General features: G+C 57.6%; 15 protein-coding genes. 7 read left to right on the forward strand and 8 right to left on the reverse strand.

The genetic code is table 11. The features are described 5' to 3' along the window. Positions 1 to 63 precede the first annotated feature (63 nt). Positions 64 to 543 carry a DsrE/DsrF/DrsH-like family protein gene (locus EHV15_RS06560; protein WP_036618869.1) on the forward strand — a complete coding sequence of 160 codons (480 nt, stop codon included), beginning with the start codon at positions 64 to 66 and terminating at the stop codon, positions 541 to 543. Positions 544 to 676: 133 nt separating this feature from the next. Beyond that, positions 677 to 2,224 (forward strand): aminotransferase class V-fold PLP-dependent enzyme, encoded by a 1,548-nt coding sequence (locus EHV15_RS06565; RefSeq protein ID WP_128630529.1) that lies wholly within the window; start codon positions 677 to 679, stop codon positions 2,222 to 2,224. Between the two features lie 102 nt (positions 2,225 to 2,326). On the opposite strand, the gene EHV15_RS06570 is transcribed toward EHV15_RS06565, so the two are convergent. The 3 genes from EHV15_RS06570 to EHV15_RS06580 form a co-directional block, all read right to left on the reverse strand. Continuing rightward, entirely contained in the window at positions 2,327 to 3,226 is a 900-nt protein-coding gene (locus EHV15_RS06570) for a DMT family transporter (RefSeq protein ID WP_128630530.1), read from the reverse strand. Between the two features lie 974 nt (positions 3,227 to 4,200). Then, entirely contained in the window at positions 4,201 to 5,079 is an 879-nt protein-coding gene (gene aguB / locus EHV15_RS06575) for an N-carbamoylputrescine amidase (RefSeq protein ID WP_128630531.1), read from the reverse strand. A gap of 27 nt (positions 5,080 to 5,106) precedes the next feature. Next, positions 5,107 to 6,156, reverse strand: a complete 1,050-nt coding sequence (locus EHV15_RS06580) for an agmatine deiminase family protein (RefSeq protein WP_128635223.1) — start codon at positions 6,154 to 6,156, stop codon at positions 5,107 to 5,109. A 242-nt stretch (positions 6,157 to 6,398) separates the two neighbouring features. Between EHV15_RS06580 and EHV15_RS06585 the strand changes: the two genes are divergently transcribed. Beyond that, positions 6,399 to 7,493, forward strand: coding sequence for a bifunctional transcriptional activator/DNA repair enzyme AdaA (locus EHV15_RS06585; protein ID WP_128630532.1), 1,095 nt, complete (start codon positions 6,399 to 6,401; stop codon positions 7,491 to 7,493). A 334-nt stretch (positions 7,494 to 7,827) separates the two neighbouring features. Here EHV15_RS06585 and pcp read toward each other — a convergent pair whose 3' ends face one another. Further along, a complete protein-coding gene (gene pcp / locus EHV15_RS06590) occupies positions 7,828 to 8,433 on the reverse strand; it encodes a pyroglutamyl-peptidase I (protein WP_128630533.1) in 606 nt (201 codons plus the stop codon). Positions 8,434 to 8,733: 300 nt separating this feature from the next. Between pcp and serS the strand changes: the two genes are divergently transcribed. Together serS and EHV15_RS06600 are read left to right on the forward strand one after the other, a co-directional pair. Further along, a complete protein-coding gene (gene serS, locus EHV15_RS06595) occupies positions 8,734 to 10,020 on the forward strand; it encodes a serine--tRNA ligase (RefSeq protein ID WP_128630534.1) in 1,287 nt (428 codons plus the stop codon). A gap of 70 nt (positions 10,021 to 10,090) precedes the next feature. Continuing rightward, on the forward strand, positions 10,091 to 11,143 hold the full coding sequence (locus EHV15_RS06600) for a C40 family peptidase (RefSeq protein WP_128630535.1): 1,053 nt from the start codon (positions 10,091 to 10,093) through the stop codon (positions 11,141 to 11,143). 380 nt (positions 11,144 to 11,523) lie between these two features. Here the strand turns inward: EHV15_RS06600 and EHV15_RS06605 are convergent, their stop codons facing one another. Then, positions 11,524 to 11,784, reverse strand: a complete 261-nt coding sequence (locus EHV15_RS06605) for a DinB family protein (RefSeq protein ID WP_425464427.1) — start codon at positions 11,782 to 11,784, stop codon at positions 11,524 to 11,526. 95 nt (positions 11,785 to 11,879) lie between these two features. On the opposite strand from EHV15_RS06605, the gene EHV15_RS06610 reads away from it, so the two are divergent. Further along, on the forward strand, positions 11,880 to 12,548 hold the full coding sequence (locus EHV15_RS06610; protein WP_246061358.1) for a guanylate kinase: 669 nt from the start codon (positions 11,880 to 11,882) through the stop codon (positions 12,546 to 12,548). Positions 12,549 to 12,650: 102 nt separating this feature from the next. Here the strand turns inward: EHV15_RS06610 and EHV15_RS06615 are convergent, their stop codons facing one another. Then, a complete protein-coding gene (locus EHV15_RS06615) occupies positions 12,651 to 13,346 on the reverse strand; it encodes an ArsR/SmtB family transcription factor (RefSeq protein ID WP_128630536.1) in 696 nt (231 codons plus the stop codon). A 138-nt stretch (positions 13,347 to 13,484) separates the two neighbouring features. On the opposite strand from EHV15_RS06615, the gene EHV15_RS06620 reads away from it, so the two are divergent. After that, positions 13,485 to 14,120: a flavin reductase family protein gene (locus EHV15_RS06620; protein ID WP_128630537.1), complete on the forward strand. Its 636-nt coding sequence runs from the start codon at positions 13,485 to 13,487 to the stop codon at positions 14,118 to 14,120. Between the two features lie 335 nt (positions 14,121 to 14,455). Here the strand turns inward: EHV15_RS06620 and EHV15_RS06625 are convergent, their stop codons facing one another. Then, entirely contained in the window at positions 14,456 to 15,517 is a 1,062-nt protein-coding gene (locus tag EHV15_RS06625; protein WP_128630538.1) for an LLM class flavin-dependent oxidoreductase, read from the reverse strand. A gap of 375 nt (positions 15,518 to 15,892) precedes the next feature. Next, on the reverse strand, positions 15,893 to 17,794 hold the full coding sequence (gene atzF / locus EHV15_RS06630) for an allophanate hydrolase (RefSeq protein ID WP_128630539.1): 1,902 nt from the start codon (positions 17,792 to 17,794) through the stop codon (positions 15,893 to 15,895). Positions 17,795 to 17,804: the final 10 nt, after the last annotated feature.

Below are 17,804 nucleotides of genomic sequence, written 5' to 3' on the forward strand. Positions count from 1 at the left end.
GGCATAACCGGCCGCCGCCAACAACATACTAGAGTCATCTTGCAGCAATGGAGGCTGGAAACGATGGGACAAAAAAGAATGAACCTGCTGATGTTCAGCGGAGAATACGACAAAGCGATGGCCGGACTTATCCTGGCCAATGCCGCGCGGGATATCGAGGTGGAGGTGACGATGTTTTTTGCCTTCTGGGGACTGTTTCTCGTGCGCGATCCCGACAAAATGACTCTGGAGGACAAGACGCTGTACGAAAAACTGATGACCTGGATGACACCCAAAGGTCCGGAGGAACTGCCTTTATCCAGGATGAATTTCAGCGGGCTCGGCAAGCGGATGCTGACGGAAATGATCGAAGACAACGAGGCGCCGAAGCTGATTCATTTTTTGAAAGGCGCGCGAAAAAAGAACATCAAATTCTACGGCTGCAAGCTCTCGGTGGAGATTATGGGCCTCAAACCGGAGGAGTTCATTCCCGAACTGGAGATCATCGATGCTCAAACTTATCTGCGCGATGCGCTGGAATCCGATATCCAGCTGTTTATCTAGAGACTTGAAGCAAGCCGGGAGACTTATCCAAATTATTACAATTTCCTGACAATTGTATTCTCCGCTTAACCCCTTTGGGCGAATGTACGTAACCTAAACCGATGTTAAAAGAAGGCTAAAGGGGAGAGACGGCATGCTGCAGGCCAAAATCGGAAACGCCGCGCACGAAACCGAAAACGGGTTGGGAAGCGGACGGCGCATCATCGCGGAGGAAAATGAGTTCCATTTTTATCGGGAAAATACGATCGGTTATCGCCACAGCTTTATTTCCCCGTACGGAAGGCAAAGGCTGCTCTACGCCGATTGGGCGGCCAGCGGCCGTCTGTACCGGCCGATCGAAGCCAAACTGGCCGAGGAGTTCGGCCCGTTCGCGGGAAATCCGCATACGCGTTCCAATCTGACCGGCACCGCGGTGACCGCCGCCTACGAGGAGGCAAAGCGCATCATCAAACGCCACGTCAACGCCGGTCCGGACGATATGCTGCTGTTTGCCGGGACCGGGATGACCGGTGCGGTGAACAAGCTGCTGCGGCTGCTGGGACTGAAAATACCGCGGCGCTGGCAGGCGGCGGTCCGATCCATGGTGGCCGAGCGGGACCGCCCGGTCATTTTCGTGACGCATATGGAGCACCACTCCAACCATATTTCCTGGGCGGAAACGATCGGCGAAGTGGTCTGCATTCCGCCCGGGGCCGACGGACGCGTCAATCCGGAGCACCTGGAGCGGCTGCTCCGCCGATACCGTGAGCGGAAGGTCAAGGTGGGCGCTTTTACCGCTTGCTCCAATGTGACTGGCTTTGAAACGCCCTATCGCCGTTTATCGCGGATCATGCACGAGCACGGCGGAATCAGCGTGGTCGATTTCTCCGCCAGCGCTCCTTATGTACGCATCGATATGCATCCGCCGGGAGCCCCGGAGGATAAGCTCGATGCTGTTCTGTTCTCCCCCCACAAATTACTCGGCGGTCCGGGCACAAGCGGCGTGCTGGTCATGGATGCGAAGCTGAGCGCTGATCCGGTCCCCGATCATCCCGGCGGCGGCACGGTCTCCTGGACCAATCCTTGGGGTGAGTACCAGTATTGGCCCGACCCCGAAACGCGGGAAGACGGCGGCACGCCGGGAGTGATGCAGGCGGTGCGCGCGGCGTTGTGCCTGAAGCTGAAGGAGCGGATGGGGATCGAACGCATGCTGCGCCGCGAGCGGGAGCTGACGGAGGTGCTGCTGCGGGAGCTCGAATCCGTTCCGGGCTTGCACATTCTCGGCGGCCCCGGCCGGAACCGGCTCGGGATCGTGTCCTTTGTCACGGAATCCGTTCACTACAACCTGATGGTGAAGCTGCTGAACGACCGCTTCGGCATCCAGGTCCGGGGCGGCTGCTCCTGCGCGGGAACGTACGGCCATTATTTGCTGGGCATCGACCACGTTTCGTCCCGGCAGATCGCCCGCCTGATCGCCGCCGGCGATTTATCGCGGAAGCCCGGCTGGGTCCGCGTGTCCCTTCATCCGATGATGACCGACCGGGAAGCCGCATTCATCGGCGCCGCGGTCCGGGCGGTCACGGAGAATATTCAGGAGTGGAAACAAGACTACATCTATGACTCGAGAACAAACGAATGGCGGCATATTCGCGAGCGGCGGCCGGCATTGGGGGAGGAATGGTTCGAATTGGCTTGGGAATAGGCATATTCCGCCGGAAAGCGCATAACGTATGGCGATGCCAATGTTCCTCTGTAAAGAAGTGAGACGGATGGAATACGAATATCCTGCCTATCCCCCTTACGGTCAAGCCGCCTTTGACAAGCGGGCTGTCCGCGCCCCGCTCTTGTTGGCGAGGTAGACGCCGCCAAGGATAAACACAAGCCCGGCCACCAGCCGCCAGCTAATCGGCTCATGGAGCAGCGTGAATCCCCAGATAATCGCGCTGGCCGGCACCAGATAGGTGACCGTAGTGGCAAATTGCGGGCTGCCTTTTTGCACCATGAAATAGAAAAGAATATAAGCGAAGCCGGAGCCGAATACGCCCAGGCCGATGACCGCGCCGAGGGTGGCGGGCGAAGCCAGCGGCGCCAGGGAGACGCCTTCGGTGGCCGCGGCCATGACGCCGCTGCCGAGCATGGCGCAGAGCAGCGTGCCGAACGTCACCTGATACATCGACAGCCCTTCCGAGAGCTTCTTGGACAGGTGCGAGCCGACCGCGTAACATAGGGTGGCCGCCAGCATGCAAGCGAAGCCGATCCCATCAACCGAGATGATCGACGACGGGCTTACGCCGAGCAGAATGATGATTCCGATAAAGGCGATGCCCATCCCCAGCCACTGCCTCCGGCCCGCGGCGGCGCGAAAAAACAACACCCCGACGGCCAGCGTCCACAGCGGCGTCGTGGCATTCAACACCGAGGCCATGCCGCTCGTCAGCCGCGTTTCGCTGAAACCGATGAACGCCCAGGGAATCGCGGTGTTCACCAGCGCCATGACGGCCATCGGCAGCCAGGGAATGCTGCGGAAGCCAAACGGCTTGCGCAGGATCAGCATCACCGCGGAGATCGTCGCCAGCCCGAAGGCCGACCGCAGGAAGGCGATCGCCCATGGGCCGTAGTCGGGCAGCAAAATTTTGATGAAGAAAAAGGAACCTCCCCAAATCAGGCTTAATAAAATCAATGCAAAATAAAGCGGACGCGCCACTCCAAATCCCTTCTTTCTTTTAGCGTTTTTAGCTGAACTACATACTCTAACGGTTGCCACAACTGCTATTTGTTCAAAAAACGTTGATTTCAAATTCTAACGGTTGCCCTGGCGCTTATTTCACTGAAATCCGGCTATTTTGCTTAGATTCAGGCAAATAACGGCGATGACAACCGTTAGATTTTTGAAAAGGTCTATTTTCGTAAAATAACAGCTGCTGCGACCGTTAGATTTCCGGCAGGCCTAATTGCGCTTCGAAAACCGGAGCTTTATCGGCAAATCCGGAAAGTATCAGGGCACCCAATGTCTTGTGTAAGAGTTAATGCAATGCTACTGCTCCTCAGGCTGAAACATAAGGACCAAAAAAGGCGTTAATTCGGCGAGATCACCCACTTCAAGAGAAATAAAGGGAATTTATGGCGTTATTCTCCTGAACCGTATGGATATGGCCGCTTTTTACACCGTTCATTGGAAAATAAGGGCATAAAATTCCGCTAATGGAGAGGAATCATGCCTCACCCCGGAAAATAAGACCATAAAGTTCCGCTATTCTGAAGGAGGGGGCGCGGGCGGCCTATGTTTTCTTGCTGCAGCGATACCGATTGTAGCACGGCTTCGCTTCGACTGTGATCGAAATGTCGATGTTCCATGAAATGGAGGAGGATGCTCATGAAAGTCGGGTCCGCACGAACGGCGGCCGCCAAGTAGGTGACGGAGCACGCCGCCCGGGAGGCGGATTTCCTGGGAGCCTATTTTAGCGGTTCAACGCTTGGCCTGGCCTTCTCGCCCGCGCCGGGGAGGGACTGCACTATCTCCCGCGGCTTATGCAGGCGGCGCAAGCGATCATCGACGCCAACCCGGAGATTAAGAACGGGCAAGGATGATCCTGCCTTGCGCCACGTGCTACCGCCAAAAGCCCCCAATCACAGCGTTCGAGTGAAATTGGGGGCTTGATTTTCTATGAAATTATGCGCTTAGTCGAAACGAAGCTCGCCGTCGTAGGAAGTGATGATTTTGTACAAATCCGGCCGGCGGTCGCGGAAAATCCCCCACTCGATCCGCTGCGTCTCAAGTTGATCGAGGTCGAATTCCGCCGTCAGCACGGTCTCCTCCGTACGGCCGGCTTCGGCGATTTTGTTGCCTTGAGGCCCGGCGATAAAGGACGAGCCATAAAACGTGATGCTCGAATCCTCATCCGTTTCCACGCCGACGCGGTTGGAAGCAATGACCGGCACCAGGTTCGCGGCGGCATGCCCAAGCATGCACATCTGCCAGTGATCCTTGGAGTCGATCGAGCCGTCCTGCGGCTCGGAGCCGATCGCGGTCGGGTAGAACAACAGCTCGGCGCCCATCAGCGCCATGCAGCGCGCGGCTTCCGGATACCATTGATCCCAGCAGACGCCGACGCCGATTTTGGCATAACGCGTTTTCCACACTTTAAAACCGGTATCGCCCGGGTTAAAATAAAACTTCTCCTCATACCCCGGACCGTCCGGGATATGGCTTTTCCGGTAACGTCCGAGCAACTCGCCGTCGGCGTCGATCACGGCCAGCGAATTGTAGCGGGCGTTGTTCTTTTTTTCGTAGAAGCTAATCGGAAGCACCACTTTCAGCTCCTTGGCCACCTCGCGAAAATGCCGGATCGCCGCGTTCTCCTCCAGTTCTGTTGCATGGACGTAATAGTCCGATTTTTCTTTTTGGCAAAAATAAGGCGTCTCGAACAGCTCCTGCAGCAAAATGATCTGCGCCCCCTGCCGGGCGGCCTCGCGGACCAGCTTATCCGCCTTGGCGATGTTTTCTTCTTTATTCGTGGAGCAGCTCATTTGCGTGGCCGCCACCTTCACATTTCTCATCTGGGCTCCCCCTTTGTAATTGTTGATTTAAGCGCGTCTCCGTCCTGCCGGCATTTGCTGGGTCGTGCAGTGCACATTGCCGCCCTCGCGGATGATCGCCATGCCGTCCACCGTGCGGATTTTGCGGTCCGGAAAGGCCTCGCTTAAGATTTGCTCCGCCTGCCGGTCGGTTTCCGCCGCGGCGCCGCCGAACACCGGCAAAATGATGCCGCCGTTGACGAAATAAAAATTCAAATAACTCAACGTTAACCGGCTATCCTCATAAAAGGTGCGCGGCGGCTGGGGAATTTGGATAATCTCCAGCTTGCGCCCTTTAGCGTCCGCCGCGGCGTTCAGGATCGCCAGGTTTTCCTGCGTAATCTCATAATTGTCATCTTCCGGGTCCGTGCATACCTGCAAAATCACCTTACCCGGCGCTGCAAAGCAAGCTACGTTGTCGACATGGCCGTCCGTCTCGTCGCCGCTTAAGCCCCGCTTCAGCCAAATAATTTGCTCGGCGTTCACGAAGTTTTTCACGGCCGTTTCGATCTCTTCCCGGCTCATTTCCGGGTTCCGGTTTGTGTTCAGCAGGCACTCCTCCGTCGTCAGCAGGGTGCCTTCGCCGTCCGTATGGATGGAGCCGCCCTCCAGCACCAGCGGCGCGTCAAACCGCTTCACGTCCAGCGCTTCGAGAATTTGCGGCGCGACCGCGTCGTCCAAATCCCATGGCGCATATTTGCCGCCCCAGGCGTTAAACCGCCAGTTGACCCCGGCCAGCTCGCCTTCGCCGCTCACGACGAAAGTCGGGCCGTTGTCGCGAAGCCACGCGTCATTGTGCGCGATCGGCAGGCATTCGATCGGATGGCGGTGGTTGCCGCCGCTGAAAATTTCCTGCACCTTCTGCAAATCGTCCGGATTGATGACGACCGTCACCGGTTCGAATTCGGCGATCGCCGCGACGAATTCGGCATAACCCCGGCAGACCGCGTCGTGCTGCCCGGGATAACACATCGATGCCTGCACCGGCCAGGAAATAAACGTGCGCTCATGCGGCGCCCATTCGGCCGGCATTTTATAGTTCAAGTCTCTAGGATACATCATTTCCCTCACACCCTATATTTAAAATCATTAGATCATGAATTCCTGGTTCACCATGATATCATATAACAAAACATACCCGCCCACAATGGAAGTGTCGACCGCCTGCGGGACAGGCCCGGAGCGAAAAAAATCGATGCCCGATTTTCGGCGGCGGCTTGGGCGGGTGAGCGGTATAATTTATACACGATAGAACGCATTGAGATGGGACACTAACCTAATCAATATCAGGGAGGCCGCGCATGATCCCCATGGAACGTAAAGAGGAATTTTATAAAGCTTTGTTGGAAAAAAACACGGAGTATGAAGGTTTGTTCTACGTCGGCGTGAAAACAACCGGCGTCTTCTGCCGCCCCACTTGCCCGGCCCGGAAACCGAAGCTCGAAAACTGCGAATTTTTCGAGACTGCCAAAGAAGCGCTGCTCGCTTCTTTTCGGCCATGCCAGCGCTGCCGCCCGCTGTCCCCTCCGGGCGAGGCGTCCGATCTCGTCCGGCAGCTGGTGGAAGCGGTGGAGCAGCATCCCGAGAAGCGCTGGAGGGACGAAGATTTCCGGCAGCTTTCCGTCGATGCGTCGACGGCGCGCCGCCAATTCAAAAAGCGCTTCGGCATGACCTTTGTCGAATATGCCCGGGCCCGCCGCATGGGCCTGGCGATGAAGCATATCCGCTCCGGCCAGCCTGTAATCGATGCCCAGCTGTCCACGGGCTACGAATCGAGCAGCGGGTTTCGCGACGCGTTTTCCCGGATCATGGGCGCGCCGCCGACCCGGCTGGAGGAGGGCCGGATTTTGCGGGCGGCCTGGCTTGATACGCCGCTGGGGCCGATGATCGCCATCGCTGACGAGGCGGCCTTGTATCTGCTGGAATTCGTTGACCGCCGCGGGCTGGAGCGCGAGGTGGAGCGGCTTCGCCAACGGACGAAGGCGGCGGTCATCCCCGGCGTCACCGCGCCGATCCGCTCGATCGAAAAAGAGCTGGCGCTTTATTTTGACGGCCGATTGCGCGAATTCAAGACCCCGTTGTTTTTGCTGGGGTCGCCTTTTCAGCGGCAGGTGTGGGCGCAGCTGCAGCAAATCCCGCCCGGGGAGACCCGCTCGTACGCTGAGCTGGCCGTCGCCGTAGGGAATCCGGCGGGTTACCGCGCCGTAGCCCAGGCCAACGGAGCCAATCAGCTCGCCATCGTCATCCCGTGCCACCGCGTCATCAACTCGAATGGCGAGCTGGGCGGCTACGGCGGCGGCCTGTCGCGCAAAAGCTGGCTGCTGAACCATGAGAAACGCGGCGGCGGTGTGGAGGCGGCGGCGAGTCAGACGAGTGGAGCCGGTGGAGCGGATTGAGTAAATGGAGTTTGTGGAGTTAGTGCGCAAATGGGGGGATGAGTTGGGGGAGTTGGGCAAGTGGAGCGAATTAAGCTAGTTGTAGAAGCGCTGCCCGTCACGAAGAAGACATAAGGCCATAAAATGTCGTTATTCCGGAGATATCCGTTCCTTTGAGAGAAATAGAGGCATTTTATGTCGTTATTTTCCCCGGTCGCGGGGAAATGCCCGCGTTCTGGACCGTTCACAGGAAAATAAGTACATAAAATACCATTAATGGGGATAAGCATGCTGGGTTTCGGATAATAAGTACATAAAGTTCCGCTATATTTGAAGGTCTGGGTTTAGACGCCGACTAAGTCAAAACGACGATCGCCAGCTCCAGGCCCCTGACGATTTGATCCAGCGCCATGCTTGGGGCCCCGGGATGCCGCACCGCCTGTTCCGGCAGATAAGGGACATGGATGAAGCCGCCCCGGATCGCCTGGCCGCTGACGGCAATATGATGCATCAGCCCGTAAAACAAATGATTGCACACGAAAGTGCCGGCCGTATTGGACACCGAAGCCGGAATGCCATGGGCCCGGAGCTGGTCCGCCATAACCTTGACGGGCAGCGTCGACCAATAGGCGGCCGGCCCCTCCACCACAATCGGCAAATCGACCGGCTGGTTCCCGGCGTTGTCGGGAATCGCGGCATCATCCACGTTGATGGCGATCCGCTCAAACGAGATTTCGGCACGGCCCCCGGCCTGCCCCAGACAAATGACGATGCCTGGCCCCATCTCCTCCATCGCCGCGATCAACGTGTCCGTTGATTTGCCGAACACCGTCGGCAGCTCAATCCCTTCGATCACGTATGGGCCGAGGGTCCGGCCCTTCAGCCGGTTCATCGCCTCCACGGCCGGATTGATTCGCTCGCCGCCAAAAGGCTCGAAACCGGTTAACAACATTTTTTTCATCAAATTCCCTCCTCCCCCTTGAATAAAAAACATCATCTACGTTATACTGTGAAAAATATATCGGAATCATGCCTATGATGAGCATCCAACTCGGAGGCGTTTTCGTCAAGGGGAAAACGGCAAACCCTGCGCAAAATCCCCCTAAGTTAACCGGATCCGCCCGTTACTGCGGAAGCAAGTGGATTAAACGGCTTAGGGCCGTTTGGTCAATTTGGGTGGCACCGCGAGAATACAAGCGCTCCTCGTCCCAATCGGACGACGAGCGCTTTTTGTATTTTTATAACAAAGGAGCGGATAGCCATGTTAGACATCAAGTGGATTCGGGAGCATCAGGAACAGGTTCAACTTATCGCGGAGCAAAAGGGGATTGATATCTCGATCCCCGAGCTGCTCCGCCGGGACGATCAGCGCCGGGCGCTGCTGCTGGAGGTCGAGCGTTTACGGCAGGAACGAAACCGGTTGACCCAGCGCATTCAAGGGTTCATTCGGGAGCGCGCGGAGGAGGAGGCCGAAACGTGCAAAGGAGAGGTCAAAAAGCTGAATCGCCGGCTCACCGGTCTGGAGCATGAACTCCAGGAAGCGGAGCGGGAGTATCGGGAGCTCATGCTGCTCGTGCCCAACCCGATTTCGCCGGACACACCCATAGGCCTGTCGGATCACGACAATGTGGAGATCAAGCGGGCCTGCGAGCCGCCGGCGTTTGGCTTTGAACCGCGGGACCACGTGGCGCTCGGCGAGCTGCACCGCCTCATCGACATTCCCCGCGGCGTCAAAACGGCCGGAAGCCGCAATTATTACCTCACCGGCACGGGCGTTTTGCTCCACCGGGCGGTGCAGCAGTTGGCCGTCGACCTGCTAGTGGCCAAAGGCTTTACGCTGCTGGAGGTGCCGTTAATGGTTCGGCCCGCGGCGATGTATAACACCGGTTTTTTCCCGCTTGGCCAAGGGCAGACCTACCGGATCGCCGATGAAGACCGCTGGCTTGCCGGCACATCGGAAGTACCGCTTGTCTCATATTTCGAGGATGACATCGTCGATGTCACCCGTCCGCTCAAGCTTGCCGCGGCATCGCTTTGCTTCCGGAACGAGGTGGGCTCGGCCGGCAAAGACGTGCACGGCTTGTACCGGGTTCGCCAGTTTTCGAAGGTGGAGCAGGTCATTCTCTGCCAAAATGATCCGGAGGTGTCGGAGCAGCTTTTTCAGGAAATTACGGAAAACGCCGAGGAACTCCTGCAGCTGCTGGAGCTTCCCTATCGGGTGATGGCTGTCTGCAGCGGCGACATGTCGCAAAAAACATACAAACAATACGATATCGAGACGTGGATGCCGAGCCGGGCGTCGTACGGGGAGACCCATTCGTCGTCGCAGCTGCTCGATTTTCAGGCCCGCCGGTCGAACATCCGGTTCAAGGATCACAGCGGCAAATTGCAGTACTGCTACACATTGAACAACACGGCGGTGGCCTCGCCCCGCATTCTGATCCCGCTGCTGGAGAACCACCAGGAGGAGGATGGAAGCATCCGCATTCCGCGGGCGCTGCGCAAATACATGAACGGCTTGGAGCGGATCATACCGGCGTATAGGTAATATTTACTATAAAACAAAACCATACCGGCTCCGTTTAAATATATAAGACTATCCAGAAATAGGTGATCTTATGACAAAACGAAAAAGCACGATAACGTGTATGCTGGCGGCCTCCCTGGTGTTGTCCGCTTCGGCGGAGGCGGCCGCCGCCGGCACGGCCCAGCAGGTGCAAGCCGGTACGGACAGCCGCATTGCCATAGAACTGGACGGGAAGCCGCTTGGACCTGAAGTCCCGCCGGTCTTGGTCAACGGAACCGTGCTCGTCCCCATCCGCGACATATTTGAACCTTTAGGAGCGAAGCCGGCATGGAACGGGGAGAACAAAACAGTGACGGCGGCCAAAGACGGCATGACGCTTGTTTACCGGATCGGCCAGCGGGAGGCGCAGCTAAACGGGCGGACGTTGGCGCTCACGGTTCCCGGGCAAATCGCGGACGGCCACACGCTAGTTCCGCTCCGCTTCGTGAGCGAAGCGCTGGGCAGCGAGGTGGAATGGGACGGAGCCGGACGGAAGGTGCGGATCGCTTCGGCTTTCGATTATGAAACGACGATTGAGCAGGGGGTTTACCTTCGCAGCAAGCCGGACGCGGAAAGCGACAGCGTTAAACTGCTGCCCGCCGGCAGCAAGATTCACGTAGTCCGTGAGGTCGGGGCCTTCTGGCTGGAGGCGCGCACTCCGGAGGCAATTAGCGGATATGTGTCCGCCAAGCCGAAATACACCGATTACACCAGCGACGAATTAGCGGAAAAACAAGCGGACAAGCTGATCGCTTACGGCAAAACCTTCGAGGGAACGCCTTACGAATTCGGAGCTTCTCCGAATCAAACGAAAACATTCGACTGCTCTTCTTTTGTTAAGCACGTATTTGAGGAGGTGCTGTCGATCGAGTTGCCGCGCGTCTCTTATAACCAAGCCGAAGAAGGCAAAGAGGTCGGCGTGAATGAACTGCGCAAAGGCGATTTGCTCTTTTTCAGCTCACGCGGGCTGGATATCGGCCATGTCGGCATATATGCCGGGAACAACAAAATCCTCCACACCTATTCCAATGAGCTGGGCGTGCATGTCGGGGAATTTGACGGACAGTGGCGGAACCGGTTCGTGACCGCGCGCCGGGTATTTTAGAGCCGGCGGCGCCGGGTAGGCGAATCCTGAAACGCAAAGATCCGCGGAAATGCTTTTTTAAGCCTTTTCCGCGGGTCTTTTTTTAAATTATAAAATTTATTTGGGCCAACACACCAAGCCAGATTTGGTCAAGGCCTGCAGCCGAGTTTACGAGTTTATCCGTTTTTCATGGAAGAAGGGCGACCCGATGGGATCAACTGCAAAAGTGCATTCTATTTTCTATAAATTACCACTTTAGAGCGATTGAAATGCAAAAATACATCTCTTTTAGGGCTTTCCGACAAAAAAGTAGCATATGACCGGAAATGAACTGCACTTTTGCATCTGAACCACCTGTTTCGAGGAATTTCGACGAAAATCACCTGCACTTTTGCCTTTCGTTAGACTTCCCCCACTTCCTCAGCGGAGCTGGTGTACAAATAAAAACCAAAATCCGTCGGCGTCCCCGGATGACCCAACTGTCTCAGCATCGCCGTAACGTTCCCCCGATGATACGTCCCATGGTTGACGAGATGCTGGATGAAATCCGCGTACCGCGCCGTAAACTCCCCGGACGGACGTAGGGCTTCAAGATCCGGATGCTGCTCGATAAAGCTCCTGAACCGGCCGCTTAATTCGGCACTACAATTTCGCCCGCGCACGTAACGAGTTTGCCAATTTCTGCCGAAATATTAGGTATAGAGAAAATTTTACAGCAAGGAGGTGAATCCGTGCGCCGCAGGATGTAAGCTTAGTTTTGCTGCGGGCATGGAGAACGATGTGGAAATGGCTGAAATCATCAAAAACTTCCCCCGTATCCCCCGAACCGGTCAACACGCCTGAGCCGGCGAACACACCCGGCGAGGCCGGCGGGGAGGCGAAGCAACAGGTCATTATCATCACGGGAACGAGCGGATCGGGGCGCAAAGACATTGCCAAGCGGTTAAGCTCCGGGTTGGGCGTTCCTTATGTGCTTCCTTACACGACGCGCGCGCCTCGCCCGGGCGAACAGGACGGGGAGCATTATCATTTCATCACCGACGCGGAATTTCGGGCGCTTCAGGAAAAAGACGAGCTCTGCGAGTCCGTCCGCCTCGAACGGGGCAGCTACGGCATTTCAAAGCATGAGCTGGACCGGGCGCTGCAGCAGCATCAGGCCGCGATCGTCGTCGTTAACCACGAAGGTGTCCAGACATTCCGGAAGTTGTACGGCGAAAACGCCGTCCGGATTTTTCTGTACGTCACCAAGGAAGATATCCGGCTTCGCCTGGAGCGGGAAGGCGCGCCTTCCGAGGTGCTCGAAGAATATTTGCGGAATTACTCCGACCAGGTGATTTACAAGCGGGAAAGCGACTTTTTGCTGCAAAATATCGAAACGGCCGCAACGCTGGAGAAAATCAAACTGTTTTTGCAGGAGCGAATCTAGGAACCGCATCTTATTGAAAAGGGGCAATCCCTTCAGGCCGAAAACGGTCTGTTCAGGAGATGCCCCTTTGCTTGCCCCTTTTATTTTGCCAGACGGAAGCCGTTAATCCTCCATTGCCAGGGCGAAAGCTTCTTTCAAGCCCGCCTTGCCTTGCGGTGTAATTTTGACCGCTCTCGTATTCGGCAGACGCTGCACCCAATTTAGCTCCAGCAGCCTTTCCAGCAGGGCGTGGCCCAGCGCTCCGGCCAAATGATGGCGCCGTTCGCTCCAATCCAGACATTTGTGGGAAAAGGAGCGGCGTTTGCTTTGCACCCGGTTCAGGTCGATTTGAAAATTTTCAAAAAAAGCCTCCCCTTTTTTCGTCACTTCAAAACCGTTCGCATCTTCCAGCAAAATCCCTTCCCGGACCAAGCTTTGGGTCAAGCTTACCCCCAGGCTTCCGGCCAGATGATCGTAACAGGTGCGCGCGCGGCGCAGCGCTTGATCTTCCGATGATTGCCTAAGCGATTTGATCTTCACCGGCGGCGCAATGGACAATAACGATTCCATCACCTGCGCGACCTCCGGATCCCGGATGCCGTAATACCGGTGTCTTCCCTGCTTTTCGACGGTAATCATCCCGGCATCAACCATTTTGGCCAAATGAAAACTTGCCGTTTGCGGCTGGATGCCCGCCATCTGGGCCAACTCCCCGGCCGCGTGGAACCTTCCGTCCATCAGGGCGGTAAGTATGGCCGAACGGGAGGCGTCACTGACCATCGAGGCGATGAGCGCCACATTGGTGTTCACGATTGCCATAAGTTGTTACCTCCTAATTATTGGCTTTGTTTATCAGGACGTTCGTTTCAGTGCATTCCATACTTCGATCATAGTGGAAATGTCCTTATTATACAATGGGAGAGAAGTTCGGAGGAAGTTATTGAAGGAGGAGCTAAGATGAAACAAATCACAAATAACACGGAAGCAGGGGCGCCTGAAACCAGGGTAATCCAGCCCAAAATTTTATATTACGGAACTCCGGTAATTTTGCTGAGTACGCTAAACGAGGACGGCACCGTCAATATCAGCCCGATCTCTTCCTCGTGGGCGCTGGGAGATATCATCGTGCTGGGCATTGGCCTGGGCGGGAAAGCGGCGGAAAATTTGGACAGGCACCGCGAATGCGTCATTAATCTTCCCAGCCCGTCCATGTGGGAGAACGTAGAGCGACTGGCCCCGACGACCGGCAAAAATCCGGTGCCCGAAGCGAAGCGGAATATGGGCTTTGCCTTCGAAAAGGACAAGTTTGCGGTCAGCGGCTTAACGCCTGCGGCATCACTTCAAGTAAAACCCGCACGCATTCAGGAATGTCCCTTGCAGATCGAAGCCGAGGTCCTGTCCTTGCGTGTCCCGGAACATTCCCCGGATTTCGCCATCGTCGAAACCCGGGCGGTCCGGGTTCACGCCCACCGGGACATCATCCTGGACGAAAACCGCATCGATCCGCGCAAATGGAGTCCGCTCATCTACAACTTCCGCCACTATTTCGGCCTGGGGGAGCGGCTGGGGAAGACGTTCCGGGCGGAGAGTTAACCAGGAAATAAATGCATTGGCTCTGACTTCTACTTTGGACGTTGCTCTAACGGACACTAGCGACCTTATCCGCCCATTTCCCGGGTATTTCCCAGCCTAACGGACACAAACGCCCCTATTCCGCTCCAAACCCGTTCATCCAGGCCGATTTGAGGTGAATAAGGTCATCTGTGTCCGTTACATTTTGCAAACCTCCGTTTTTCCTTAAATAACGGCTCTGGTGTCCCTTAGCCCCCAGTTTCCTCTTCCCCCCTCTCTACCTTCGCAAGGTAAAAAAACGCGAGCATAGTGGACAAGGACACATTCCCCTATTACTCGCGCTTTTTGGTTTTAACTTACTCCACTTCCCCGCCTTCCGCTTCCCAGCGGGCGATTTCCTCGCGGACCCGCGGCGCCACCTCGGTGCCAAGCAGTTCGATCGATCTCATGACGTCCTCATGAGGCATCGTGCCGAGCGGACAGTGCAGCATAAAGCGGGTAATGCCGACGTTTTTACGCAGATAGATGATTTTGGCCGCAACCGTCTCCGGATCGCCGACGTACAGCGCGCCTTCCAAGCTGCGGGCCGCATCGTAGGTGGCGCGGCTGTAATAACCCCAGCCCCGCTCCCGGCCGACGATGTTCATGCCGGCCTGGGTCGGCGGAAAAAACTTCTCGACCGCCTCGTCCAGCTTGTCTCCGACAAACCCGTGCGAATGCGATGCCACCGTCAGCTTGGAAACATCGTGTCCGGCCTCGGCCGCGGCACGTTTATACAGCTTCACCAGCGGCGCAAACTGGACGGGACGGCCGCCGATGATCGCCAGCACCAGCGGCAGTCCAAGCACCCCGGCCCGGACGACGGACTCGGTATTCCCGCCGCTGCCGATCCACACGGGCAGCGGATTTTGCACCGGGCGAGGATAGACGCCCAGGTTTTGAATCGCCGGGCGGTGTTTGCCCTGCCAGGTTACTTTTTCCGACTCCCGCAGCTTGAGCAGCAGGTCCAGCTTCTCATCAAACAGTTCGTCGTAATCGTTCAAATCATATCCGAACAGCGGAAAGGACTCGATAAAAGAACCGCGCCCCGCCATAATCTCCGCGCGTCCGTTCGAGATGCCGTCAAGCGTGGCGAAATCCTGAAACACCCGGACCGGATCGTCCGACGACAATACGGTCACCGCGCTGGTGAGGCGAATCCGTTTCGTCTGCGGCGCGGCCGCCGCCAGTACGAGGGCCGGCGAAGACGCTGCGTAATCCTTCCGGTGGTGCTCGCCGACACCAAAAACGTCAAGCCCCACCCGGTCGGCCATAACAATCTCCTCCACGACCTCGCGCAGCCGCTGGGCATGGCTGATGACTTCGCCGGTGACAACGTCCGGCGTCGTTTCCACAAACGTGCTGATTCCAATTTCCATGATCGGTCCCCCGCTTCATTATATTAACTATATTTTTGTATTTTACTATACTTTTCTCATTAAAGCAAAAGAAAAGCGCCCAGTTATAAACTGTGCGCTTTCGTATACCCGTATTCGAAATTCGCTATTTTCATCTTCAGTTCGAACGTAACGGACCCAAATGACGCTAATCGCTCATTTCCTGGTTATTTCCCATTTTAACGGACACAGTTAACCCTATTTAGCTGCAAACAAGGTAATATCTGCGGATTTGCAGGGAATCCGGCTCCTGTGTCCGTTTAAAGTTTAGGAGCCGCTGTTTTGGGGCCAGTTAGAGTCTCTGGGGTCCGTTAGCTAGGAGCAAACCCGCTTCATTACCCGGCTTTTCAGCAGCTTTCAACGCTGACGCAACTGCCTCCAACCGCCGGATGATGTGATATCTTCCGTTCCCGCGGCGTCGGATGCATACGCTTCGCAGATAAAACCCGGAACTGCCGTTCCGTCCTCCAGTTCCACCTTGCCGATTCCAAGCGGCGCCGGAATTTGGGCGGCAAATGCGCCGAACTCACGAAGGGGCATCTCCCACACCTCCAGCCGCAGGGAAGCTCCGCCCCGGCTTACGCGGATCAGTCCCGGCTTGGCCGGGTCCGCTGGCAGCTTGATCATGCGGTAGACCGGAGCGGTCACTGTTTCTTCCAGGAACACTGCTCCATGCTTCTGCATCTGCCGCTCCAGCGGGAAGCCGCGCATATGCAGGCCGCAGACCGCCACGCGCGTGGTAGCCTCCACCCCGTTCTTTGGTGAAGCAGCTTCAGTGGCCGTTGATGCGGGTGCGCGGAGCGCCACTGGATGGTTTGCGGATATTTCCTGCCCGCCATCTGATCCCCCTTGTCCGTTCGCAGATATAACCGCTTCCTTCAAAGGCATTGCCGCTCCCCCTGGATTTTCGCTCAAGAAAAGCTTGGCCAAGCCACAAACCAAGGCTTCCTGTTCCGCCGTTCCAAACAGCGTTATTCCGAACGGCAGCCCATTCCCCGCGAAACCCGCAGGAATCGCCGCCGCGCACAGGTCCAGCAAATTACAGTGGTTCGTGTAGCGGCCCATATCGCTGTTGGCGCCGACCGGATTCGCGCGAAGCTGCTGCCGCGTCCACGTCCCGCCGCAAGTCGGCAGCGCCAGCACCGCATTCGCCAGCAACCGGCGCGCCTCAAGTTTAAGCGCCTGCAGGCGATGCTTCGCCGTAAACAGCGCGGCGGCCGTATACCGCGAGTCCGCCCCGGAGCGCAGCACCTGCCCGGTCACCGGAAAGACCGCTTCCGCATGCGCTTCGACGAAGCCGCCGAGGGCCGCCCAGCGCTCCGCGACCCACGGGCCGCCGTACAAGAGAGAGGCCGCTTCCGCGAACAAGCCGGCGTCGACGTATTCGACCGGCACGCCGAGCGCCTCCAGCCGCCGCAGCGCCTGTTCCCATGCGGCGCGGTACGCCTCCGCGAACGGGCCGTAGAAGGCCGGCGGCTGATCCGGCAGGCACAGCCTGCGCGGAAGCCGGGCCGCCGCCCGCGGGAGCGGGCGCGACCACGGGTCGCGGGCGTCCGGGCCGCGCACGGCGCCGTCGACCGCGAGCGCATCCTCCAGCGTGTGCGCGAACACGCTCACGCAGTCCAGGCTCGCGCAGGCCGGAACAACCCCGCGCACCGGCCAAGCCCCGAGGCTTGGCTTATAGCCGACGAGGTTGTTCAGCGCGGCGGGCACGCGGCCGGAGCCGGCGGTGTCCGTGCCCAGGGCGAAAACAGCATGCCCGCGGGCCACCGCCACCGCCGAACCGGAGCTCGAGCCGCCGCTGATCAGTTCCGGCCGCAGCGCATTATGCGTCTCGCCGTAAGGGCTGCGCGTGCCGACCAGTCCGGTGGCAAACTGGTCCAGATTCGTTTTGCCCAGCGGGAGGGCGCCCGCGGCAATCAAGCGTTCCACGACGGCCGCATTCTCGTCCGGCCGGTACGCGTACGCCGGACAGCCGGCCGTCGTCTCCGCCCCGGTCCAGTCGATGTTATCCTTGATCGCAAAAGGGATGCCCCACAGCGGCATGACTGCCGGATCGGCGTCCCGCAGGCGCTCCAGATACGGGGCCACCGACTCCGGAGACGGCGGCGCGATCCAAATGTTCATCCCGCGGTCTTCCCCGACGCGGCGAAGTATCTCGCCCACCACGTCCGCAGGCGTAAACGCTCCGCTCAAATACCCTTCCCGCAGCCAAGGGATCGTCAATTCTCTCGGAAAAGAGGCCGAAATAAAGCCCATGAGTTCTCCC

The sequence above is a fragment of the Paenibacillus oralis genome, from assembly GCF_003863965.1.
Taxonomy (GTDB): Bacteria; Bacillota; Bacilli; order Paenibacillales; family Paenibacillaceae; genus Fontibacillus; species Fontibacillus oralis.